General features: G+C 68.4%; 19 protein-coding genes and 1 pseudogene. 13 read left to right on the top strand and 7 right to left on the bottom strand.

What is annotated here, in order from left to right:
- Positions 1-4 precede the first annotated feature (4 nt).
- The 3 genes from C3Y15_RS03670 (at position 5) to C3Y15_RS03660 (ending at position 4,043) form a co-directional block, all read left to right on the top strand.
- The gene (locus C3Y15_RS03670; protein WP_011880768.1) at positions 5-1,153 is read left to right on the top strand and encodes a hybrid-cluster NAD(P)-dependent oxidoreductase; all 1,149 of its coding nucleotides are present in this window, start codon (positions 5-7) and stop codon (positions 1,151-1,153) included.
- Between the two features lie 135 nt (positions 1,154-1,288).
- Positions 1,289-2,152, top strand: coding sequence for a glycine betaine ABC transporter substrate-binding protein (locus tag C3Y15_RS03665; protein WP_034195493.1), 864 nt, complete (start codon positions 1,289-1,291; stop codon positions 2,150-2,152).
- A 235-nt stretch (positions 2,153-2,387) separates the two neighbouring features.
- Complete coding sequence (locus C3Y15_RS03660) at positions 2,388-4,043, top strand: APC family permease (RefSeq protein ID WP_124259673.1); 1,656 nt, start codon at positions 2,388-2,390, stop codon at positions 4,041-4,043.
- Positions 4,044-4,104: 61 nt separating this feature from the next.
- Here C3Y15_RS03660 and purU read toward each other — a convergent pair whose 3' ends face one another.
- Together purU and C3Y15_RS03650 are read right to left on the bottom strand one after the other, a co-directional pair.
- The gene (purU, locus tag C3Y15_RS03655; RefSeq protein WP_059739353.1) at positions 4,105-4,989 is read right to left on the bottom strand and encodes a formyltetrahydrofolate deformylase; all 885 of its coding nucleotides are present in this window, start codon (positions 4,987-4,989) and stop codon (positions 4,105-4,107) included.
- Positions 4,990-5,170: 181 nt separating this feature from the next.
- Complete coding sequence (locus C3Y15_RS03650) at positions 5,171-6,097, bottom strand: LysR family transcriptional regulator (protein WP_081053484.1); 927 nt, start codon at positions 6,095-6,097, stop codon at positions 5,171-5,173.
- A 199-nt stretch (positions 6,098-6,296) separates the two neighbouring features.
- On the opposite strand from C3Y15_RS03650, the gene betC reads away from it, so the two are divergent.
- From betC to C3Y15_RS03625, 4 genes are all read left to right on the top strand, one after another.
- A complete protein-coding gene (betC, locus tag C3Y15_RS03640) occupies positions 6,297-7,832 on the top strand; it encodes a choline-sulfatase (protein ID WP_059897105.1) in 1,536 nt (511 codons plus the stop codon).
- 44 nt (positions 7,833-7,876) lie between these two features.
- Positions 7,877-8,851, top strand: coding sequence for a choline ABC transporter substrate-binding protein (gene choX / locus C3Y15_RS03635; protein ID WP_034195489.1), 975 nt, complete (start codon positions 7,877-7,879; stop codon positions 8,849-8,851).
- Between the two features lie 252 nt (positions 8,852-9,103).
- On the top strand, positions 9,104-10,243 hold the full coding sequence (locus C3Y15_RS03630) for a porin (protein WP_034195488.1): 1,140 nt from the start codon (positions 9,104-9,106) through the stop codon (positions 10,241-10,243).
- 257 nt (positions 10,244-10,500) lie between these two features.
- Complete coding sequence (locus tag C3Y15_RS03625) at positions 10,501-11,751, top strand: MFS transporter (protein WP_011880760.1); 1,251 nt, start codon at positions 10,501-10,503, stop codon at positions 11,749-11,751.
- Positions 11,752-11,757: 6 nt separating this feature from the next.
- On the opposite strand, the gene C3Y15_RS03620 is transcribed toward C3Y15_RS03625, so the two are convergent.
- Positions 11,758-12,120 (bottom strand): YbjQ family protein, encoded by a 363-nt coding sequence (locus C3Y15_RS03620; RefSeq protein ID WP_034195486.1) that lies wholly within the window; start codon positions 12,118-12,120, stop codon positions 11,758-11,760.
- Between the two features lie 133 nt (positions 12,121-12,253).
- The gene (locus tag C3Y15_RS03615; RefSeq protein ID WP_011880758.1) at positions 12,254-13,168 is read right to left on the bottom strand and encodes a LysR family transcriptional regulator; all 915 of its coding nucleotides are present in this window, start codon (positions 13,166-13,168) and stop codon (positions 12,254-12,256) included.
- A 149-nt stretch (positions 13,169-13,317) separates the two neighbouring features.
- Here C3Y15_RS03615 and C3Y15_RS03610 point away from each other — a divergent pair, with 149 nt between their 5' ends.
- The 4 genes from C3Y15_RS03610 to C3Y15_RS03595 are packed head-to-tail and all read left to right on the top strand — an operon-like array spanning position 13,318 to position 17,005.
- Positions 13,318-14,442, top strand: coding sequence for an FAD-dependent oxidoreductase (locus tag C3Y15_RS03610; protein WP_059739347.1), 1,125 nt, complete (start codon positions 13,318-13,320; stop codon positions 14,440-14,442).
- Complete coding sequence (locus tag C3Y15_RS03605) at positions 14,435-14,734, top strand: (2Fe-2S)-binding protein (protein WP_045577731.1); 300 nt, start codon at positions 14,435-14,437, stop codon at positions 14,732-14,734. Before C3Y15_RS03610 ends, C3Y15_RS03605 begins: the two co-directional genes overlap by 8 nt.
- Complete coding sequence (locus tag C3Y15_RS03600; RefSeq protein ID WP_059889069.1) at positions 14,731-16,167, top strand: (2Fe-2S)-binding protein; 1,437 nt, start codon at positions 14,731-14,733, stop codon at positions 16,165-16,167. The genes C3Y15_RS03605 and C3Y15_RS03600 overlap by 4 nt, the downstream gene beginning before the upstream one ends.
- Before the next feature lie 49 nt (positions 16,168-16,216).
- Entirely contained in the window at positions 16,217-17,005 is a 789-nt protein-coding gene (locus C3Y15_RS03595) for an ABC transporter substrate-binding protein (RefSeq protein ID WP_011880754.1), read from the top strand.
- Positions 17,006-17,060: 55 nt separating this feature from the next.
- On the opposite strand, the gene C3Y15_RS03590 is transcribed toward C3Y15_RS03595, so the two are convergent.
- From C3Y15_RS03590 to C3Y15_RS03580, 3 genes and pseudogenes are all read right to left on the bottom strand, one after another.
- Entirely contained in the window at positions 17,061-18,014 is a 954-nt protein-coding gene (locus C3Y15_RS03590; protein ID WP_060091591.1) for a GlxA family transcriptional regulator, read from the bottom strand.
- A gap of 122 nt (positions 18,015-18,136) precedes the next feature.
- Positions 18,137-18,235, bottom strand: a pseudogene (locus tag C3Y15_RS03585) (glycosyltransferase); the annotation flags it as partial.
- 148 nt (positions 18,236-18,383) lie between these two features.
- Positions 18,384-19,148, bottom strand: coding sequence for an SDR family oxidoreductase (locus tag C3Y15_RS03580; protein WP_014723959.1), 765 nt, complete (start codon positions 19,146-19,148; stop codon positions 18,384-18,386).
- A 136-nt stretch (positions 19,149-19,284) separates the two neighbouring features.
- Between C3Y15_RS03580 and C3Y15_RS03575 the strand changes: the two genes are divergently transcribed.
- Together C3Y15_RS03575 and C3Y15_RS03570 are read left to right on the top strand one after the other, a co-directional pair.
- On the top strand, positions 19,285-20,202 hold the full coding sequence (locus C3Y15_RS03575; RefSeq protein WP_059460596.1) for a LysR family transcriptional regulator: 918 nt from the start codon (positions 19,285-19,287) through the stop codon (positions 20,200-20,202).
- 177 nt (positions 20,203-20,379) lie between these two features.
- Positions 20,380-21,507: an aminotransferase class V-fold PLP-dependent enzyme gene (locus C3Y15_RS03570; RefSeq protein ID WP_069240435.1), complete on the top strand. Its 1,128-nt coding sequence runs from the start codon at positions 20,380-20,382 to the stop codon at positions 21,505-21,507.
- Positions 21,508-21,537: the final 30 nt, after the last annotated feature.

Genomic DNA, 21,537 nt, shown 5'->3' with positions numbered 1-21,537 from the left:
AGACATGATGCGAGATGCGGCCAATTTCGAGCCGGTGGACAGCCGGGTCACGCACCCGGCGTTCTGGAACGCGCTGCCGGAGCGCTGGACGAGCGACGTCGAGGAAACGCTGGTGTGCTGCCACGTGCGGCAGGAAACGCATGACGTGAAGAGCTTCTTCTTCCGTTCGCCGCAGGGCCGTACGTTCTCGTTCGAGCCCGGGCAGTTCATCACGCTCGAGCTCGACATCGACGGCGAGACGATCAATCGCTGCTACACGATCTCGTCGTCGCCCGCGCGGCCGCACACGATTTCGATCACGGTCAAGCGGGTGCCGGGCGGCAAGGTGTCGAACTGGCTGCACGACAACCTGCAGCCGGGCGCGCCGGTGCGCGTGCTCGGCCCGGCCGGCGAATTCACCTGCGCGCGGCATCCGGCGCGCAAGTATCTGTTCCTGTCGGCCGGCTCGGGCATCACGCCGCTGATGTCGATGAGCCGCGCGCATCACGATCTCGCCGAGGATCGCGACATCATGTTCGTACACAGCGCGCGCACGCCGGACGACATCATCTTCGCGCGCGAGCTGGACCTGATCGCATCGAACCACACGAACTTCCGCACGTCGTTCGTCGTCGAGCGCGTCGGCGCGCGCACCAACTGGCCGGGCGTCACGGGTTTCCTGACGCTGCCGCTGCTGAAGCTGATCGCGCCGGACTTCATGGAGCGCGAGATCTTCACGTGCGGGCCGGCGCCGTACATGAAGGCCGTGCGCGACCTGCTCGACGAGGCCGGCTTCGACCGCAAGCAGTATCACGAGGAGAGCTTCTCGTTCGAAACGCTCGCGCAGACCGCGAGCGACGACGTGCTCGCCGAACTCGTGCCCGCGGCCGACGGCGGCGACGTCGCGACGAAGCAGTACACCGTCAGTTTCGCGAAGAGCAACCGCGAGATCTCGTGCGGCTCGGAGCAGCACGTGCTCGACGCGGCGCGCCAGTCTGGCGTGCGGCTGCCGGCATCGTGCACGCAGGGCATGTGCGGCACCTGCAAGGTGAAGCTCGTGTCGGGGCAGGTCGAGATGAAGCACAACGGCGGCATCCGCCAGCGCGAGATCGATCAGGGCATGGTGCTGCTCTGCTGCAGCAAGCCGCTGTCGGATCTCGTCATCGACAAATAGCGCGCAACGCATCGTCGGCCGTCCGTGCGCGTCGCGTGCGGACAAGCATCCGTCGCAAAATAGCGATACCGTGGATTTGTGGTTGAAGAACCTAGAGAGGCAACGCGCGGTGAGCGCATATCAAGGAGATCGACCATGAAGCTGTTCGGGAAACTGCTGTGGGCCGGCGCAGTGTCGGCGATGGTGACGCTGAGCGCGTCGGCAATCGCGGATACGAAGCCGACGCTGAAAATCGGTTACGTAGAAGGCTGGGACGACAGCGTCGCGACGTCGAACGTCGCGGCCCGCGTGATCGAGAAGAAACTCGGCTACCACGTGCAGCTGGTGCCGGTCGCCGCCGGGATCATGTGGCAAGGCGTGGCGCGCGGCGACCTCGACGCGACGCTGTCGGCGTGGCTGCCCGTCACGCACGGCTCCTACTGGAGCGAATACAAGACGAAGGTCGTCGACCTCGGCGTGAACTTTCCGGACGCGAAGATCGGCCTGATCGTGCCCGACTACGTGAAGGCGAAGAGCATCGACGATCTCAACGCCGAGAAGAGCAGCTTCGGCGGCCGCATCGTCGGTATCGACGCGGGTGCGGGCGTGATGCGCAAGACCGACGAGGCGATCAAGAGCTACGGGCTCAGCTACACGCTGATGCCGAGCTCGGGTAGCGCGATGACGGCCGAGCTGTCGCGCTCGGTCGGTGCGAACAAACCGGTGATCGTGACCGGCTGGGCACCGCACTGGATGTTCGCGAAGTGGAAGCTGCGCTTCCTCGACGATCCGAAGAAGGTGTTCGGCGGCGCGGAGCACGTCGACAGCGTCGTCAATCCGCAGCTCGAAACGAAGGCGAAGCCGGTCGTCGCGTTCCTGAAGAAGTTCCAGTGGAAGCCGGGCGAGATCGACAGCGTGATGCTGGCGATCCAGAACGGCTCGAAGCCGGATGCGGCCGCCGACGCATGGATCGCAGCGCATGCGGACCGCGTGAATGCGTGGACCGAAGGCGCGCAATAAGCCGCAATAAGCACACGACGATTCGTCCCGCGAATCGTCACGACGACACGCCGGGAATGGCTCGCAGGAATCCGAAACAATCGTGAGCCCATGCGTTCATATCCCGGCTTTCTTTTGCTGATTCTGCAAAAAACCCCGCAAGTTGTTACACTACGGCGCTCGTGCGGAGTCGTCTGCTTTGCATCGAACCAGCGTAAACGCTAAAGCGCCAACACTGATCGAGAGGAGGAATTGGATGAGTCAAGCAGGACTGCGTGCGAATCGCACCAGCGATGTCGAGACAACCATCTCACATGATTCGACGGGCCACACGCTGCAGCGTGGCCTGACATGGAAAGACGCATTCTGGGTGACGAGCGGCGTGCCGGCTGGCGTGCTGTTCACGATCGGCGGCGTATGCACGACGATCGGCCAGCCCGCGTGGGCGATCTGGATCGCCGCGATCGCGATGGGGCTGATTCAAAGCGCGACTTATGCGGAAATTTCGGGGCTATTTCCTCATAAATCGGGCGGCGCGTCGGTGTACGGCGCGATCGGTTGGGTCCGTTACAGCAAGCTGATTGCCCCGGTTTCAGTGTGGTGCAACTGGCTCGCGTGGTCGCCGATGCTCGCGCTCGGCTGCGGCCTCGCGGCGAGCTACGCGCTCACGAGTCTCTTTCCCGCCGACGCGGCGGTGCTGCACTGGCAGCTCAAGGTCGCCGATCTCGGTTTCATCAAGCCCGGCCTCTCCCTGCGAATCAACGCGACGTTCATCATCGCGACGATTCTTCTCCTCATCACGTTCAAGCTCCAGCACAGCGGCGCATCGAAGGCGGCGCGCACGCAGCGCATCCTCGGCATCGCGTCGCTCACGCCGCTGTTGATCGTCGGCATCGTGCCGTTCGTCACCGGCGACGTGCCGATGTCGCATCTGCTCCCGCTGCTGCCGCTCGGTCACGACGCGAACGGCAACGTCACGGCCGCGACGTTCGGCACGTGGAACGGGCAGGGCGTCACGATGGCGCTCGGGGCGATGTTCATGGCCGGCTGGGCGTCGTACGGGTTCGAGACGGCCGTCTGCTATACGCGCGAGTTCCGCGATCCGCGCCGCGACACCGCGAAGGCGATCTTCTGGTCGGGCGCACTGTGCCTGGTCGTGATGACGCTGGTGCCGATGGCGTTCCAGGGCGCGCTCGGCACGCAGGCGCTGCTCGATCCGGCGATCGGCGACGGCACCGGCGTCGCGGCCGCGATGGCGAAGATCGTCGGCGGCGGCGCGTGGGTCGCGAATGCGGTCGTCGTGATGCTGATGCTGTCGATCCTGCTGATCGTGATGACGTCGATGATGGGCTCGTCGCGCACGCTGTATCAGGCATCGGTCGACGGCTGGCTGCCGAAGTACCTGTCGCACGTGAACGAGCACGGGTCGCCCACGCGCGCGATGTGGACCGATCTCGGCTTCAATCTCGTGCTGCTGATGATGTCCGACTACATGACGGTGCTGTCGATCTCGAACGTCTGCTACATGTTGTTCGTGTTCCTGAATCTGCAGTCGGGCTGGATTCACCGGATGGATCGCGGCAACTGGGAGCGGCCGTTCCGCTGCCCGACCTGGCTGCTCGTCGGCGGCGCGATCTGCGGCTATGCGAATCTCGTCTACGTCGGCGCCGGTGCGAACCTGCAGGGCGACGGGACGCTGCGCAACGGGCTGATCGCGATGCTGCTGATCGTGCCGGTGTTCCTGTATCGCCACTACTGGCAGGATCGCGGCCGCTTCCCCACCCAGATGCAGCGCGACATGGAGCTCGAAGTGCCGCAGCGTGCGATGTGGCTGAACCTGATGCCGTATGCGTCGCTGGTCGGCGCGGCGCTCGCGATCGGGTTGTCGTATTACTTCGCCTGGGTGAAATGAGTCACCGCGCGCGACACGCGTCGCGCGCAGCCCGCGTCCGAGCGGGACCGTCGGCGCGCGCTTACGGAAACACCACCGTCCGGTCGCCGTTCAGGAACACGCGCCGCTCGATGAACGCCTTCACCGCGCGCGCGAGCGTGAGGGCTTCGACGTCGCGGCCCACCGCCAGCAACTGCTCCGGCCGCAGCGCATGATCGACGCGCTCGACGACCTGCTCGATGATCGGGCCTTCGTCGAGATCGTCGGTCACGAAGTGCGCGGTCGCGCCGATCAGCTTCACGCCGCGCGCATGCGCCTGGTGATACGGCTTCGCTCCCTTGAAGCCGGGCAGGAACGAGTGATGGATGTTGATCGCGCGATTCGCGAGCTTCGCGCTGGTCTCCTGCGACAGCACCTGCATGTAGCGCGCGAGGATCACGAGTTCCGCGCCGCTCGATTCGAAGAAGTCGAGCCACTGCGCTTCCTGCTGCGCCTTCGTATCTGCCGTAATCGGGAAATGGCGGAACGGCAGCCCGTGCTGCGCGGCGAGCGGCTCGAAGTCGGGATGGTTCGACACGATGCCGACGATGTCCATCTTCAGCTCGCCCATCCGCCAGCGGAACAGCAGATCCGCGAGGCAGTGCTCGAGCTTCGACACCATGATCAGCACCTTGGGCCGCGCGTTGACGTCGTGAATCGCCCATTGCGTGTCGCCGCCGTCACCGGCGAGCGCGGCCGCGATCGGCCCGAACTCGTGGCGCAGCGCGTCGATCTGCAGCGTCTCGTCGGTCGGATGAAACACGCAGCGCACGAAGAAGTGGTTGCTGAGATCGTCGTCGAACACGTTCAGCGCGTCGACGTAGCAGCGATGGCGCTCGAGAAAGCCGACGACGGCGGCGACCTGGCCGGCCGCGCTCGGGCACGACAGCGTCAGGACGAATTGATCGGGGCGTGAGTCGGCGGTCATGGGATTCCTCGGATGTCATGGGGCGCGAAGCCGCGGCGCAGCGCGGCTTCGCGCCGCGTGTCGCGGTAGCGGGAGGCTCAAGTAAATCAGGACGATTACGCGGCGGATAGAACCAACCCGCCGTGTGGCTGGTATCGGCGCGCCAGCGCCGCCGCGCCCATGCGCGACCGCGCGCGGCGCGTCACGCCGCTGCGCACGCGTCGAGCAGCCAGCGCCGGAACACGTGGGTCGCGTCGGTTTCGGGCCGTTGCGGCGGCCGCACCAGGAAGTAGCCGCGCGACGTGACGACCGGCGCGTCGACGAGTTTCACCAGTTGCCCGGACGCGACCAGCTCGTCGACGAGCGGCGACCAGCCGAGCGCGACGCCCTCGCCGAGCAGCGCCGCGTGGATCACCAGCGCATAGCTGTTGAAGGTCACGCCGCGCGCGGCGGCCGGCGCGTCGAGGCCGTGCGCGTCGAACCAGCCGGCCCACGACAGCCAGCGCTCCGGGTGCGTCGGCTGCACGTGCAGCAGTGGCAGCGCGTGCAGGTGTTCGGGCCGCGCGACGTGCGCGTGCGCCGCATGGAACGCCGGCGCGCAGACGGGCGTGACCGCTTCGGGAAAGAGCCGCGCGGCCGTGCACGACGGCCAGTGGCCGTCGCCGAACAGGATCGCGATGTCCGCGTGATCGCGCTGCACGTCGTAATCCTGTGACGTGACGACGCGCACGTCGACGTCCGGCATCACGCGTTTCAGCCCGGCCAGGCGCGGCATCAGCCAGTAGGTCGCGAAACCGACGTCGGTGACGATCGTCAGCGCGCCGTGCTCGCGGCGCGCGCGCAGCGTCGCGGTCGCGCCGCGCAGCGTCTCGAGGCTCGCGCGCACGGCTTCGTACAGGCACTGGCCGTCGCTCGTCAGCGTGACGCCGCGCGGGCTGCGCTCGAACAGCGGCACGCCCAGCTCCGCTTCCAGCTGGAACACCTGCTGGCTGACGGCCGGCTGCGTCGAGCCGAGCTCGCGCGCGGCGGCCGTGAAGCTCTGCAGACGCGCGGCCGATTCGAACGCGCGCAGCGCCTGCATCGACGGTAACGATTCGGATTTCGACATAAGCCTCTCTAATGGCCCCATAAGAGCCGGACGTCTTCCCGCGCGGATTCGGGCGGGAGATAGTGCATCGGACGGCTCGGCGCCGCGCCGCCTGTCGCGATTCTAGCCAGTCGCGGCCCGAGCGCGCGGCACTTCGTGCAGCCGCGTCCGTCATGCCGGCTGCGTCGCTGCAACAGCGTCGCGCCGTTCCGTTCGAACACCGATTTCCCCACGACCGCCGATGACGAACCCGACACCCAACATCCTGATCCTGATGGCCGACCAGCTCACGCCGTTCGCGTTGCCGGCCTACGGCAACCGCGTCGCGCGCACGCCGACGCTCGACCGGCTCGCCGCGCAAGGCGTGGTGTTCGACGCCGCGTACTGCGCGAGCCCGCTGTGCGCGCCGTCGCGCTTCTCGCTGCTGACCGGCAAGCTGCCGTCGCGTATCGGCGCCTACGATAACGCCGCCGAATTGCCCGCGCAAACGCTGACCTTCGCGCACTACCTGCGGGCGGGCGGTTACCGGACGATGCTGTCCGGGAAAATGCACTTCTGCGGCCCCGACCAGTTGCACGGCTTCGAGGAGCGGCTCACGACCGACATCTATCCGGCCGACTTCGGCTGGGTGCCCGACTGGGACCACCCGACCGAGCGGCCGAGCTGGTATCACAACATGAGCTCGGTGCTCGACGCCGGGCCGTGCGTGCGCACCAATCAGCTCGACTTCGACGACGAAGTGACGTTCGCGGCCCGCCAGAAGCTGTTCGACGTCGCGCGCGAGCGTGCGGCCGGCCACGACGCACGGCCGTTCTGCATGGTCGTGTCGTTGACGCATCCGCACGATCCGTATGCGATCACGCGCGAATACTGGGACCTGTACCGCGACGACGAGATCGACATGCCGGCGGTGCGGCTCGACGCCCAGCAGAGCGATCCGCATTCGCAGCGGCTGCGCTTCGTCTGCGAGAACGACCGTACGCCGCCGACCGACGCGCAGATCCGCGCCGCCCGCCGCGCATACTACGGCGCGACCTCGTACGTCGACGCGCAGTTCGCCAGCGTGCTCGCCGCGCTCGAGCAATGCGGCTTCGCCGACGACACGATCGTGATCGTCACGTCCGACCACGGCGACATGCTCGGCGAGCGCGGGCTCTGGTACAAGATGACGTTCTTCGAGGGCGGCTGCCGCGTGCCGCTGATCGTGCATGCGCCGCAGCGCTTCGACGCGGCGCGCGTGCGCACGCCGGTGTCGCACCTCGACCTGCTGCCGACGCTGGTGGACCTCGCCGGTGTGACGCCGGCCGGCGGCTGGCCGGACCCGGTCGACGGCGCGAGCCTCGTGCCGCAGCTGCGCGGCGCGCCGGCGCACCACGTCGCGCTCGGCGAATATCTCGCCGAAGGCGCGGTCGCGCCGATCGTGATGATTCGCCGCGGCGACTGGAAGTACGTGCACTGCGCGGCCGATCCCGACCAGCTGTACAACCTCGCCGACGATCCGCACGAGCGCATGAACCTGGCCGGCCTGCCCAAAGCGGCGGAGGTGCTCGCCGCGTTGCGCGCGGAGGCCGCGCGGCGCTGGAACCTGACGGAGCTCGACGCGCAGGTGCGTGCGAGCCAGCGGCGCCGGCGCTTCCATTACGCGGCGACCACGCAGGGCCGCATCCACGCATGGGACTGGCAGCCGTTCACCGACGCGAGCCAGCGCTACATGCGCAATCACATCGAACTCGACACGCTCGAAGCGATGGCGCGCTTCCCGCGCGTCGGCCGCTGAACGCATACATCGCGCACACTGACGAACGACGGAGGAACCGACTCATGAAACGGCAATGCAATGCAGCAATCCGCAGACTCGGCACGGCGCTCGCCGCAGCCGCCTGCGTCGCGGCGACGGCGCTGCAGCCCGCGCACGCCGCCGACGCGCAGACGTGTCGCGACGTGAAGATGGCGGCGCCCGGCTGGACCGACATCGACGCGACCAACGCGATGGCCGGCGTGGTGCTGAAGGCGCTCGGCTACCGCCAGGACGTGGCGAACCTGTCGGTGCCGATCACGTACCAGGGGCTGAAGAAAGGGCAGGTCGACGTGTTCCTCGGCAACTGGATGCCCGCACAGGCGCCGCTCGTGAAGCCGTTCGTCGACGAGAAGGCGATCGACGTGCTGCACGCGAACCTGAGCGGTGCGAAATTCACGCTTGCGGTGCCCGACTACGTGGCGGCGGCCGGCGTGCACACGTTCGCCGATCTCGCGGCCCACGCGGACCAGTTCGGCGGCAAGATCTACGGGATCGAGCCGGGCGCGCCCGCGAACCAGAACATCAAGCGGATGCTCGCCGATCATGCGCTGGGCGCGGCGAACTGGTCGCTGGTCGAATCGAGCGAGACGGGGATGCTCACGCAGGTCGAGCGCGCGGTGCGCGACAAGCGCTGGATCGTGTTCCTCGCGTGGGAGCCGCACCTGATGAACACCAAGTTCCATCTGACCTACCTGTCGGGCGGCGACGCGTACTTCGGGCCGAACTACGGCGGCGCGACCGTCAACACCGTGACGCGCGCGGGCTTTGCCGGCCAGTGCGCGAACCTCGCGCGGCTGTTCCGGCAGATGACGTTCTCCGTCGACGTCGAGAACCGCATGATCGCCGACATGCTCGACCACAAGACGCCCCCCGCCGTCGCGGCGCAGCACGTGCTGAAAGCGGACCCGCCGCTGGTCGAGCGCTGGCTCGACGGCGTGACGACCGCGGCCGGCGCACCCGCGCTGCCGGCCGTGCGCGCGGCGCTCGACGCGCGCTGACGGCCCCTCGGGCGGCCGGTTGCGGCCGCGCCGCCCGTCTCCGTGTTTTCCCGAACGGTCGTAACGAGACTATTTGTTGTCGCCTTTAGACGGGTGAGCCGAAATATGGGTTTGTACTTTTTGCCAATGGCTGCGTTATTGCGGAATACGTAATAGCGAAGCCAGAGGAGTACAAAATTCGAATCAGCCAGCGCAATGCGGCGCGCGCCAGCCAAGATTCCTTCCATCGAACGGTTCAGGGGGTAGTCGACAATGAAGCAAACGAAAGTTGCCGTAGCCGCCGCGCTCGCGTGCGCGGCCTGCATTCCCACCATCGGCCACGCGCAGAGCAGCGTGACGCTGTACGGGATTCTCGACGCCGGCATCACGTACGTGAACAACACGGGCGGCTCGCACGTGGTGAAGTTCGACGACGGCGTCTCGTACGGGAACCGCTTCGGCCTGAAAGGCACGGAAGATCTCGGCGGCGGCCTGAAGGCGGTGTTCGCGCTCGAGAGCGGTTTCCACCTCGGCAACGGGCAGCTCGGCTTCGGCGGCGCCGAATTCGGCAGGCAGGCTTATGTCGGGCTGCAGAACGACTGGGGCACGCTGTCGTTCGGCAACCAGCTCGACATCACGAACGAACTCGTATCGATCTACAACATCTCGGCGTGGGGCAGCGGCTATGCGATCCACCAGGGCGACTTCGACCGGTTCAACGGCGACCGCCTGCCGAATTCGGTGAAGTTCCTGTCGAACGACCTGAGTGGCTTCAAGTTCGGCGCGATGTACTCGTTCGGCAACGTCGCCGGCAACTTCCATCGCAACAGCGCGTGGAGCGCGGGCGCGAGCTTCACGAAGGGCGACTTCTCGATCGGCGCCGCGTACACGCGCCTGAACAACCCGAACGGCATCTATGCGTTCGACCCGTACGCGATGATCGGCACGCATACGTTCCTCGGGCAGCAAACGGTCACCGTCGATCCGGCCACCGGAGCACGCACCGACCTGTTCGCGAACACGGCGATGGACGTCGACAGCCAGGGCACGTTCGGCATCGGCACGAGCTACACGATCGGCAAGCTGTCGCTCGACGCGAACTTCTCGTACACGACGATCAAGGGCTTCGGCCAATCGTCGCACATGCAGGTCTACGAAGGCGGCGGCATGTACCAGTTCACGCCGGCGCTCAGCTTCATCGCCGGCTACCAGCACACGCGCTTCGAGGGCCACCACTGGAACCAGGGCACGGCCGGCCTGCACTACCTGCTGTCGAAGCGCACCGACGTGTACATCTCCGGCGATTACCTGCGCGCGTCGCAGGGCGTCGACGCGGTGATCGGCTACAGCTTCACGCCGTCGACCACGCAGACGCAGGCCGACGTGCGGATCGGGATGCGGCATTCGTTCTGAGCCCGGCAGGGTAGTTCATTCGACGTCTTCAGCGAGGTCTCTCTTTCGCGCGAACTGCGGTTCGCGCTTTTTTTTGTCGCGATTCTTGTTGCGACTCTTGTTGCGATAGGGCGCCGCGCGCGGCATGCGTGTGCCAAGCGCCTGCCGAGCGCAGTCGCGGCACTTGACGATATCATCGCGGTTCGACACGCGCCGTGTCGCGCCGATCGCCTGCCGGCGACACGACGATATCCCGTCGATATCCCGCCGATGACCCGATGACCACCCCGTTACCCGAATCCGCTCCGCCGTCGCCGCTACCGGCGAATCTGTTCCGTCATGCGCCGTTCCAGCGTTTCTGGGGGACGCGCGTGACGTCGTCCCTAGCGTTCCAGATCCTGTCGGTCGCGATCGGCTGGTACGTTTATACGCTCACGCACAGCGCGTTCGCGCTCGGCCTCGTCGGGCTTGCGCAGTTCGTGCCGATGTTCGCGCTGACGCTCGTCGTCGGGCAGGTGGCCGACCGCTACGACCGGCGGCGCATCGCGACGATCTGTCAGAGCGTCGAGGCGCTGGCTGCCGGCGTGTTCCTGCTCGGCGCGGCCCGCGGCTGGCTGACGGCGCCGGGCGTCTATGCGCTCGCCGCGCTCGTCGGCACCGCGCGCGCGTTCGAATCGCCGTCGGTGTCGTCGCTGCTGCCGGCCGTCGTGCCGCGCGGCGACCTGCCGCGCGCGACCGCGCTGTCCACCTCGGCCAACCAGGCCGCGCAGATTCTCGGGCCGGCGTTCGGCGGGCTGCTGTACGGCGTCGGCGCACCGGCCGCGTTCGGCACGAGCGCCGTCGCGTTCGCGATTGCCGCGGTGCTCAGCGGCACCATCCCGCTGCGCAGCGCGCCGCCCGCGCGCGAGCCGGTCACGCTGCGTTCGGTGTTCTCGGGCATCGCGTTCATCCGGCGCGAGCCGGCGATCCTCGGCGCGCTGTCGCTCGACCTGTTCGCCGTGCTGTTCGGCGGCGCGACTGCGCTGTTGCCGATCTATGCGCGCGACATCCTGCAGGTCGGGCCGTGGGGGCTCGGCGCGCTGCGCGCGGCGCCGGCCGTCGGCGCGCTCGCGGGCACGCTGTGGCTCACGCGCTTTCCGCTCGACGTGCGGCCGGGCCGCGCGATGTTCGGCGGCGTGATCGCGTTCGGCATCGCGACGATCGTGTTCGGTCTGTCGCGGCATTTCGCGCTGTCGCTCGTCGCGCTGGCGGCATTGGGCGCGTCGGACGTGGTGAGCGTCGTCGTGCGTCTGTCGCTCGTACAGCTGCGCACGCCGGACGACATGCTCGGGCGCGTGAGCGCGGTGAATTCGCTGTTCATCGGCACGTCGAACCAGCTCGGCGAATTCGAATCGGGCGTGACGGCCGCATGGTGGGGCGCGCCGGCGGCGATCGTCGTCGGCGGCACGGCGACGATCGCGGTCGCGCTCGCGTGGATGCGCCTGTTTCCTCAGCTGACCGGCATGAAGTCGCTCGAACGCGACCGGTGAAGCGCGTCACGCATCGGGCGTCACGCACACCGCGGTGCCGTAGCAGATCACTTCGGTGACGCCCGAGCCGATCTCGGTCGAGTCGTAGCGCATCGCGACGATCGCGTTCGCGCCGAGCTTGCGCGCATCCGCGAGCATCTTCTCGAATGCCTGCTCGCGCGCCTTCTCGCACAGCGACGTATAGAGCGTGATGTTGCCGCCGAAGATGGTCTGCAGCGCCGCGCCGAACGAGCCGACGATCGAGCGCGAACGCACGATGATGCCCTGCGCGACGCCGAGCGAGCGGACGGTCGTGTGGCCCGGCAGATCGAAGGCGGTCGTGACGCGTGCGGGCGTGAGCGCATCGGCGGAGCGGGAAAGGTCGGTCATGGCGGCGCACCGTATCGCGGAAGTGGATGGACGACGATTCTATCCGGAATGACGGGCCTGCCCGGCGCGGGCCGCGTGCGCATGCCGTGCGCGCACTGGCTGCGCGATCGCTAGCGTTCGCCTTCTGCCTCGTTCATTCGCCGCGTCGATCGCGCATCCGCGTGAAGGCGTCGCGCAACTCCACACAGAATGCATCGCCGAGCATCGACAGCGGCTGCGACGCGGACGTCACCAGATAGAAGTGATCGGGCACGGCCGGCTCGAACGGCTTCACGGCCACGCGATGCCCGGCAAAGGCCGCCGTCACCGGATCGATCAGCGCGACGCCGGCGCCGTTCGCGACGAAGGCGACGATCGTCTGCGACAGCTGCGCCTCGATCGACAGCACGCGCGACACGCCGGCCTCGACGAACAAGCGGTCGATCGCGCTGCGCGCGTCGAAGCTCGGCGGAAACGAGATGAACGACTCGCCGCTCAGATCGGCCGGCCGCACCACGCGCTTGCGCGCGAGCCGGTGCCCGCGCGGCACGATGCAGCACATCGCGCCTTCCGCGAGACGCTCGGTGCGCACCGCCGGATGCGGGACCGGCTCCGCGATCAAGCCGACGTCGCACTGGCCCGACGCGACCTTGTCGACCACGGTGGACGCGCTGTGCGCGAGCAGCGTGATGTCGACGCCCGGATGCGCGTGCGAGAAACGCGTGACGAGTTCCGGCAGCAGGTCGAGCGCGACGGCCGGCGAGCCGGCCACGCGCAGCGTGCCGCGCCGCATCGCGCGGATCTGCTCGGCGGCCTGCGCGACGCGATCGAGCCCGACGAACGCGCGCTCGACCTCCTCGTACAGCACGCGCGCCTGCGCGGTAGGCGTGAAGCGTCCCTGCTGGCGCTCGAACAGCACGAAGCCGACGCGATCCTCGAGATCGGCGATCAGCCGGCTCACGGCCGGCTGCGAGATATGCAGATCGCGCGCCGCGCGCGTGACGGTATGGCGTTGCATCACCGCGCGGAACGCTTCGATCTGCCGGATTCTCAGGGATGGCGTGGTCATAACACTGGATTATGGGTCGTTGATCAAGCTGTATTGGACAGCCTATTTTGCCTGCCCGAACATCGGTTCATCAACGATATATATTCAAGGAACCGCGCCGACATGGCCCATAACACGCATCGACCGACCGGCTCGCCGCGGAGCCGCACATGAGCACACGCGGCTTCGACGTCGTCGTCGCCGGCGGCGGCCTCGTCGGCATGGCGCTCGCGTGGGGCATCGCACGCGCCGGCAAGCGCGTCGCCGTGTGCGACGGCGACGACATCGCGTTTCGCGCGGCCCGCGGCAACTTCGGGCTCGTCTGGGTGCAGGGCAAGGGCGGGCGCTGCCTGCCGTATGCGCGCTGGTCGCGCGAATCGTCGGAGCGCTGGCATGCCTTCGCGGCGCAGCTGCAGCGAGAAACCGGCGTGAACTGCGGTTTCGAACGCCCCGGCGGCATCGAACTGTTCGAGCACGCCGACGAACTCGCGAGCGCGACCGCGCTGCTCGAGTCGCTGCATCGGCAGGACGCGGCGCTGTCGTACGAAGTGCTCGATGCGGCCGCGCTGCGCAGACGGATCCCCGCGGCGTCCGCTGCGCTCGCCGGCGCGCTGTGGTCGCCGAACGACGGCCATGCGAATCCGCTCTATACGCTGCGCGCGATGCTGCAGGCGTTCGTGCAAAGCGGCGGCGTCTATCTGCCGCGCAACCCGGTGAACGAGATCCGTCCGCGTGCCGGGCGCTTCGAGATCGACACGCGCGAAGGCCGTCTCGAAGCCGGGCGCATCGTGCTCGCGGCCGGACTCGACAATGCACGCCTCGCGCCGATGGTCGACATGCACGCGCCGATCGCGCCGCTGCGCGGCCAGATCATGGTCACCGAACGGCTCACGCCGTTTCTCGACTATCCGACGCTGGTCGTGCGTCAGACGCCAGAAGGCTCGGTGCTGCTCGGCGATTCGGCGGAAGACGTCGGCTTCGACGACGGCCAGACACGTGCCGCGATGGTCGACATCGCACGCCGCGCACGCACCGCGTTTCCGGTGCTCGCGCATGCGCGCATCGTCCGCGCCTGGGGCGCGCTGCGCATCATGACGCCCGACGGGCTGCCCGTGTACGAAGCGTCGACTACGCATCCCGGCGCGTTCGTCGCGATCTGCCACAGCGGCGTGACGCTCGCGGCCGCGCATGCCGACCTCGTCGCGCCCTGGATCGCAGGCGACGCCGCACCGGCCGACCTGTCCGCCTTCAACACCGCGCGCTTCGCCGCGCCCCCGGAGCACCGGCATGTTTGAATCCATCGTTCCCGCCGCCGCGACGCGCGAGCGCGTGCGCATCCATTTCGACGGCACGCCGCACGACGTGCCCGCGCACTACAGCGTCGCCGCCGCGTTGCTCGCCGCGGGCGTGCTCGCGTGCCGCGCCAGCGCCGTTGGCGGCGCGCCGCGCGGCCCGTTCTGCATGATGGGCGTGTGCTTCGACTGTCTCGTCGACATCGACGGCGTGCCGAACGTGCAGGGCTGCATGACGCCCGTGCGCGACGGGATGCAGGTGCGTGCGATGCATGGCCGCGCGAGGCTGGCATGACGCGCAGCCAGTGCGATCTGCTGATCGTCGGCGCCGGGCCGGCCGGGATGGCTGCGGCCGCCGCCGCATGCAAGGCGGGGCTGTCGGTCGTGGTCGCCGACGAAGGCACGGCGGCCGGCGGCCAGATCTATCGCAACGTCGCGGCCGCGCCTGCCGAACTCGCGCGCTGGCTCGGCAGGGATTACGTCGCCGGCCGGCCGCTCGTCGACGCGTTGCATGCGAGCGGCGCGCGTTATCTGCCGCGCAGCACGGTATGGCAGGTGGCGTTGGAGCCGGAGCCGGTCGCGATGCTGACGCGAAGCGGTCCGTCGGGCGGCACGCTCGAAATCGGCGCGCGCGCGGTGCTGATCGCGGCCGGCGCGCAGGAGCGGCCGTGGCCGATACCGGGCTGGACGCTGCCGGGCGTGATGGGCGTCGGCGCCGCGCAGTCGTTGCTGAAATCGTCGGGGCTCGCGCCGTCGGCCGACACCGTGCTCGCCGGCAGCGGCCCGCTGCTGTGGCTGTTCGCGGCGCAATTGCTGAACGCGGGCAGGCGCGTGCGCGCGCTGGTCGACACGACGCCGCGCGATGCGTGGCGCCGTGCGCTTCCGCACGCGCTGCCGGCGCTGCGCGGCGCCGACTATCTGCTCAAGGGCTGGCGCATGCTGCGTGCGGTGCGCGATGCGGGCATCGCGGTTCATCGCGGCGCGACCGACGTGCGGATCGACGGCGACGGCCGCGCGCAAGCCATCCACTTTCGCGACGCGCACGGCATCGCGCATTCGCTCGACACGTCGCTCGTGCTGTTGCACCAGGGCGTGATTCCGTCGACGCAGCTCGCGCGCGCGCTCGGCTGCGCGCATGAATGGGACGGACGCGCGGCATGCTGGCGGCCGCAATGCGACGCGCGCGGCCGCAGCAGCGTCGCGCCGGTCTGGATTGCCGGCGACGGCGCCGGCATCGGCGGCGCGCAGGCCGCGGCACTGGCGGGCGAAGTCGCCGCGCTCGACGTTGCTGCCGCGCTCGGCGTGCTCGATCGGCACGCGCAGGCCGAACGCGAGCGCCCGTTGCTGCGTGCGCGGCGCCGTCATCTCGCCGTGCGTCCTCTGCTCGATGCGCTCTATACGCCGCCCGCCATGCTGCGCCGCCCCGACGGCGACACCATCGTATGCCGCTGCGAGGAGATCACGGCCGCCGAAATACGCGGCCTCGCGGCGCTCGGCTGTCCGGGGCCGAACCAGATGAAGGCGTTCACGCGCTGTGGAATGGGGCCGTGCCAGGGGCGCTGGTGCAGCACGACGGTCGGCGAACTGATCGCCGACGTGCAGCGGCGCGACGTCGGCGACGTGGGCCACTACCGGATCCGCGCGCCGATCAAGCCCGTGACCGTCGGCGAGATGGCCGACGCGCTTGAACTGTCGAACGATTTCCGGCGCGGCGAATTCCCGAGCTGACGCACGGCCCGCGCATGCCCCAGCTTGCCCACCCGAACGGAGCCTGACCATGAAGAACAAGACCCGCATCACGATCCTGCTTTCCGCCGCCACGATGGCCTTCGCGACGCTGGCGTCGGCGAAGGAGTGGACGACGATCCGCATCGGCGTGGACCCGACCTATCCGCCGTTCGAATCGACCGCGACCGACGGCAGCGTGCAGGGCTTCGACGTCGACCTCGGCAATGCGCTGTGCGCGAAGCTGAACGCGAAATGCGTGTGGGTGTCGAGCAGCTTCGACGGACTGATTCCGGGCCTGCAGGCGCGCAAGTTCGACGTGATCCTGTCGTCGATGGCCGCGACCGAACAGCGCCGCCAGCAGATCGACTTCACCGACCGCCTGTACCGCAACCAGACGCGCCTGATCGCCCGCACGGGCGCCGGGCTGCTGCCCGACGCGGCGAAGCTCGCCGGCAAGCGCATCGCGGTCGAACAGGGGACGATCCAGGAGACCTATGCGCGCGAGAAATGGGCGCCGGCGAAGGTCGAGGTCGTGCCGTACCCGAGCTACGACCAGGCGTATGCGGACCTCGTGACGGGGCGCATCGACGGCGTGCTGATGGATGCGGTGCAGGGCCAGCTCGGCTTCCTGGCGACGCCGCGCGGCAAGGGCTTCTCGTTCGCGGGCGGCGTCGTGTTCGATCCGCGGATCATGGGCAACGGCGACGCGATCGGCGTGCGCAAGGCCGATACCGACCTGCGCGACGCGCTGAATCGCGCGATCGCGCAGATTCGCAGCGACGGCACGTATCGCAAGATCGAGTCGAAGTACTTCGACTTCGACATGTACGGGAATTGACGGCCGTCGCCGCGGCGCACGGCAACGCATCGGTTCGTACCGCGCCCCGCATCGCTCAGCGCTTTGGCGCGAGGCCGCCGCGGTCGCTGCGCGGGCTCACGCCGAAGCGCGTGCGGTACGTGCGCGAGAAATGCGACGGCGATTCGAACCCGCACGCGACGCACACCGACGTGATGCTCATGTCGGTCTGCTGCAGCAGCTCGCGGGCGCGATCGAGCCGCAGGTTCAGATAGAAGCGCGTCGGCGTGTCGTTCAGCGTCGCGCTGAACAGCCGTTCGAGCTGGCGTCGCGTGATCGACACCTCCTGCGCGAGCGCGTCGGAGCCGAGCGGCGTCTCCATGTGCCGCTGCATCGAATCGATCACCTGGATCAGCTTGCGGTTGTGCACGCCGTAGCGCGCGGCGATCTCGAGGCGCTGGCTGTCCGAGCGCGGCCGGATGCGGCTCACGACGAACTGCTCGGAGATCGCCGCGGCGAGATCGGCGCCGTGCCGCCGGCCGATCAGGTCGAGCATCATGTCGATCGACGCGGTGCCGCCCGCGCAGGTGATGCGCCGCTCGTCGATCTCGAACAGCTCCTGCGTCGCGTTCAGGCGCGGGTAACGCTCGCGGAACGCGGCGAGCGCCTCCCAGTGCAGCGTCAGCGTTTGCGACGCGTCGAACAGCCCGGCTTCCGCGAGCACGAAGCTGCCGGTGTCGATGCCGCCGAGCGTCGCGCCGTGCCGGTGCTGGCGGCGCAGCCAGTCGGCGAGCGCGCGGTCGTAGCAGGCGAGCGGATCGAAGCCGGCGACGACGAACACCGTGTCGACCTGCCCGACGTCCGCATAGGCGGCCTCGGCCGCCACCGGGATGCCGTTGCTCGCGGCGACGGGCGCGCCGTCCGCGCTGATCACGTGCCAGCGGTACAACTCGGTGCGGAACCGGTTCGCGACCCGCAGCGGTTCGACCGCGGACATGAAGCCGAGCGCGGAGAAGCCGGGCAGCAACAGGAAGTGGAAATCCTCGGGCATCGCGGGGTCGCGTCGAATCGGATGAAGGCCGGGCGGCGAGCGGGGCGCAGCGCGCGCCGGACGCTCGACACTGGATTATCGCGGGTTTGCGCGGCGCTCCGCGTATTTTCGTGCGACGGCCGCTGCAGCCGCTCGACCGAGAAGCGGGCGACGAGATCGAAGTTCAGCGGGATCAGGCGGTACAGGGAATACATCGACTGGCCCGCGAAACGCTCGGCGTGTGGTCGCCGACGGCAGCTCGCCGAATTGCGTGTTGTAGACGGTCGCGAAATTTCCGAGGCGGATGAGGCCCCGGCGCGCGGCGGCAGCGCTGACCGGCGTCTCGGCGTGGCGCGTGCCGCCGGTCTAACCGCCGCAGCCTCATCATGTTCAGATCTGCTGCTGACCGCCGTCGACGAACAGCTCGATGCCGTTCACGAAGCTCGCATCGTCCGACGCGAGGAACAGCGCAGCGCCCGCGATTTCCTCGGGTTCGCCGAGGCGCCCCATCGGAATCAGCGAAGCCAGATAGTCGGCGAGCCCCTGACGCTGCGCGGCGTCCTGGCCGGCGAGGTCGAGCAGGCCCGGCGTACGCGTCGCACCGGGGCTGATCGTGTTCACGCGGATGCCGCGCTCCTTGAGGTCGAGAATCCAGTTGCGTGCGAACGAGCGTACCGCGGCCTTCGACGCCGCATACACGCTGAACGCCGCGGTGCCGGCGCTGGCTGCCGTCGAGCCGGTGAGGATCACCGACGCGCGGTCGGCCAGCAGCGGCAGCGCCTTTTGCACCGTGAACAGCACGCCTTTCACGTTGCGATCGAACGTGTCGTCGAAGTGCTCTTCGGTGATGCTGCCGAACGGCAGCATCGAGCCGCCGCCCGCGTTCGCGAACAGCACGTCGAGGCGGCCGCGTTCTTCGCCGATCTGCGCGTACAGCGCGTCGAGTTCGTCGAGCTTCGTCGAGTCGATCCGCACGCCGGTCGCGCTGCCGCCGTTGTCGCGGATCGAGCCGACCGCGGCGTCGAGTTCGGCCTGACGGCGGCCGGTCACGTAGACGTGGGCGCCTTCCGCGGCGAAGCGCTGGGCGGTCGCGAGGCCGATCCCGCTGGTGCCGCCGGTGACGAGTGCGATCTTGTTGTCGAGCTTGCGTGCCATGGTGCTTCTCCTTTCGATATCTGGATGAGGGGGTTCGTGTTACGTGCTGCGATGTAAGGAGAATATCGACGCACCCAGGCTTTCGAAATAGAATTGATTGCAAGCCAACGTTGCATAAATGAAAAGATGAGGGGAAATGGCCAGATTGCCTGACTTCGAGGGGCTCGCGATGTTCGCGAAGGTCGCCGAGGAGGGCTCGTTCGCGGCGGCGGCCCGCTCGATGGGCGTGTCGGTGGCGACCGTGTCGCGCGGCGTCGCGCGCCTGGAAGACCGGCTCGGCGGGCGGCTCTTCAACCGCACGTCGCGGCAGCTCGCGCTCACCGAGTTCGGCCGGACCTTGTGCGAAAAGGCGGGCGACATGTATCGCCACGCGGAAGAGGCGGAGAGCGCCGCGCGCGAGATGGCCGTGCAGCCGCGCGGGCTCGTGCGGCTCGCGGTGCCGATGTCGTTCGGGCTGCGTTGGGTCGCGCCGCTGTTGCCGGCGTTCTTTCGCGCCTATCCGGAAGTGTCGATCGACCTGCATCTGTCGGATGCGTCGGTCGATCTGATCGCCGACGGTTTCGATGCCGCGCTGCGGATCGCCGCGCTGCCCGATTCGTCGCTGGTCGCGCGGCGCCTGTGCGCGGTGACGCAATACGTGGTCGCGTCGCCGGCCTATCTGGCGCGCGAAGGCCGGCCGACGCATCCGCGCGATCTGGCCGGGCGCGCATGCCTGTCGTATGCGTACCGCGCGCACAGCGACGTGTGGCGCTTCACGAACGACGCTGGCGAAGAAGAGCCGATCCTGCCGAACGGGCCGCTGCGCGTCACGAATTCCGACGCGCTGCTGCCGACGCTGCTCGAAGGGCTCGCGATCGGCGAGCTGCCGGAGTTCATCGCCGGCGAATATCTGGCCGACGGCCGGCTCGAAGCGATCCTGACCGACTGGTCGCTCACCAAGGGCGGCCTGTACTTCATCACGCCTTCCGCGCGCGCCCGGCCGGCGAAGATCGCCGCGCTGTCCGACTTCTTCGCCGAACATCTGTCGGAGCCGAGCTGGCGGTGGCCGAGGTAGGCGAGCGGCGCGGCAACGTGCAGCGCGCCTCCGCGCCCCGTCGTACCAAGCGCAGCGGCTTTCGCTAGAATCGGTCGTCGTCGATGCAACCGTCATCCGATGTTGTATTGCAGCGGCGGCGTCCGCCCGGATGCCGCGCGCGCTCATCCCATGCCAGATTCCTTACCGGAGGCGAACGTGCCAGGATTACTTCCCGATGTCGACCGCGACGGGCTTCTCGAATATTCGGTGGTGTACACCGACCGGTCGATCAATCACATGTCGCAGCGCTTCCAGCACGTGATGCGCGACATTTCCGCTGCGTTGAAGCAGGTCTACCACGCGAAGGCCGTCGCCATCGTGCCGGGCAGCGGGACCTTCGGCATGGAGGCCGTCGCGCGGCAGTTCGCGACCAACCGCAAATGCCTCGTGATCCGCAACGGCTGGTTCAGCTTCCGCTGGTCGCAGATCTTCGAGATGGGCGGCATTCCGTCCGAAGCGATCGTGCTGAAGGCGCGTCCGGTCGAGCCGGGCCGGCAGGCCGCCTATGCGCCTGCGCCGCTCGACGAAGTGGTCGCCGCGATTCGCGAGCACAAGCCGGACCTCGTGTTCGCGCCGCACGTCGAGACCGCCTCCGGCATGATGCTGCCCGACGCGTATCTGCGCGCGGTGGCGGACGCCGTGCATGCGGTCGGCGGGATGTTCGTGCTCGATTGCATCGCGTCCGGCACGGTGTGGGTCGACATGGAGGCGACCGGCGTCGACGTGCTGATCAGCGCGCCGCAGAAGGGCTGGAGCGCCTCGCCCGGCTGCGGACTGGTGATGCTCGGCGCGCTGGCGCGCGAGCGGATCGACGCGACCACCAGCACCAGCTTCGCGTGCGATCTGCGCAAGTGGCTGCAGATCATGGAGGCGTACGAGAACGGCGGCTTCGCGTATCACGCGACGATGCCGACCGACAGCCTCGCGACGCTGCGCGACGTCATCGCCGAAACACTGGCGTACGGCTTCGACAAGGTGAAGGCCGAGCAGCTCGAGCTCGGCGCGCGGATTCGCGCGTTGCTCGCGCAGAAGGGGTTTCGCAGCGTGGCGGCCGAAGGCTTCGAGGCGCCGGGCGTGGTCGTCAGCTATACCGACGACGACGGGATCCGTTCCGGCAAGAAGTTTGCCGACGTGGGCGTGCAGATCGCGGCCGGCGTGCCGCTGCAATGCGACGAGCCGGCCGACTTCAAGACCTTCCGCATCGGCCTGTTCGGCCTCGACAAGCTGCATGACGTCGATGCGGCGGTGGCGCGCTTCGCCGCTGCGCTGGAGCGCATCGTATAAGCGCAACGGGCGGTGCGCAGCACCGGACGA

Origin of the sequence: Burkholderia sp. B10 (assembly GCF_004368385.1) — a bacterium.
Classification (GTDB): domain Bacteria; phylum Pseudomonadota; class Gammaproteobacteria; order Burkholderiales; family Burkholderiaceae; genus Burkholderia; species Burkholderia vietnamiensis.
The sequence above is the reverse complement of the archived record's forward strand: the minus strand, read 5'-3'. Positions and strand labels throughout refer to the sequence as shown.

Bases quoted from the DNA above. Each gene is read 5' to 3' on its own strand.
- C3Y15_RS03670 (WP_011880768.1), top strand. From the start codon at position 5: ATGATGCGAGATGCGGCCAATTTCGAGCCGGTGGACAGCCGGGTCACG.
- C3Y15_RS03665 (WP_034195493.1), top strand. From the start codon at position 1,289: ATGAAGCTGTTCGGGAAACTGCTGTGGGCCGGCGCAGTGTCGGCGATG.
- C3Y15_RS03660 (WP_124259673.1), top strand. From the start codon at position 2,388: ATGAGTCAAGCAGGACTGCGTGCGAATCGCACCAGCGATGTCGAGACA.
- purU (WP_059739353.1), bottom strand. From the start codon at position 4,989: ATGACCGCCGACTCACGCCCCGATCAATTCGTCCTGACGCTGTCGTGC.
- C3Y15_RS03650 (WP_081053484.1), bottom strand. From the start codon at position 6,097: ATGGGGCCATTAGAGAGGCTTATGTCGAAATCCGAATCGTTACCGTCG.
- betC (WP_059897105.1), top strand. From the start codon at position 6,297: ATGACGAACCCGACACCCAACATCCTGATCCTGATGGCCGACCAGCTC.
- choX (WP_034195489.1), top strand. From the start codon at position 7,877: ATGAAACGGCAATGCAATGCAGCAATCCGCAGACTCGGCACGGCGCTC.
- C3Y15_RS03630 (WP_034195488.1), top strand. From the start codon at position 9,104: ATGAAGCAAACGAAAGTTGCCGTAGCCGCCGCGCTCGCGTGCGCGGCC.
- C3Y15_RS03625 (WP_011880760.1), top strand. From the start codon at position 10,501: ATGACCACCCCGTTACCCGAATCCGCTCCGCCGTCGCCGCTACCGGCG.
- C3Y15_RS03620 (WP_034195486.1), bottom strand. From the start codon at position 12,120: ATGACCGACCTTTCCCGCTCCGCCGATGCGCTCACGCCCGCACGCGTC.
- C3Y15_RS03615 (WP_011880758.1), bottom strand. From the start codon at position 13,168: ATGACCACGCCATCCCTGAGAATCCGGCAGATCGAAGCGTTCCGCGCG.
- C3Y15_RS03610 (WP_059739347.1), top strand. From the start codon at position 13,318: ATGAGCACACGCGGCTTCGACGTCGTCGTCGCCGGCGGCGGCCTCGTC.
- C3Y15_RS03605 (WP_045577731.1), top strand. From the start codon at position 14,435: ATGTTTGAATCCATCGTTCCCGCCGCCGCGACGCGCGAGCGCGTGCGC.
- C3Y15_RS03600 (WP_059889069.1), top strand. From the start codon at position 14,731: ATGACGCGCAGCCAGTGCGATCTGCTGATCGTCGGCGCCGGGCCGGCC.
- C3Y15_RS03595 (WP_011880754.1), top strand. From the start codon at position 16,217: ATGAAGAACAAGACCCGCATCACGATCCTGCTTTCCGCCGCCACGATG.
- C3Y15_RS03590 (WP_060091591.1), bottom strand. From the start codon at position 18,014: ATGCCCGAGGATTTCCACTTCCTGTTGCTGCCCGGCTTCTCCGCGCTC.
- C3Y15_RS03580 (WP_014723959.1), bottom strand. From the start codon at position 19,148: ATGGCACGCAAGCTCGACAACAAGATCGCACTCGTCACCGGCGGCACC.
- C3Y15_RS03575 (WP_059460596.1), top strand. From the start codon at position 19,285: ATGGCCAGATTGCCTGACTTCGAGGGGCTCGCGATGTTCGCGAAGGTC.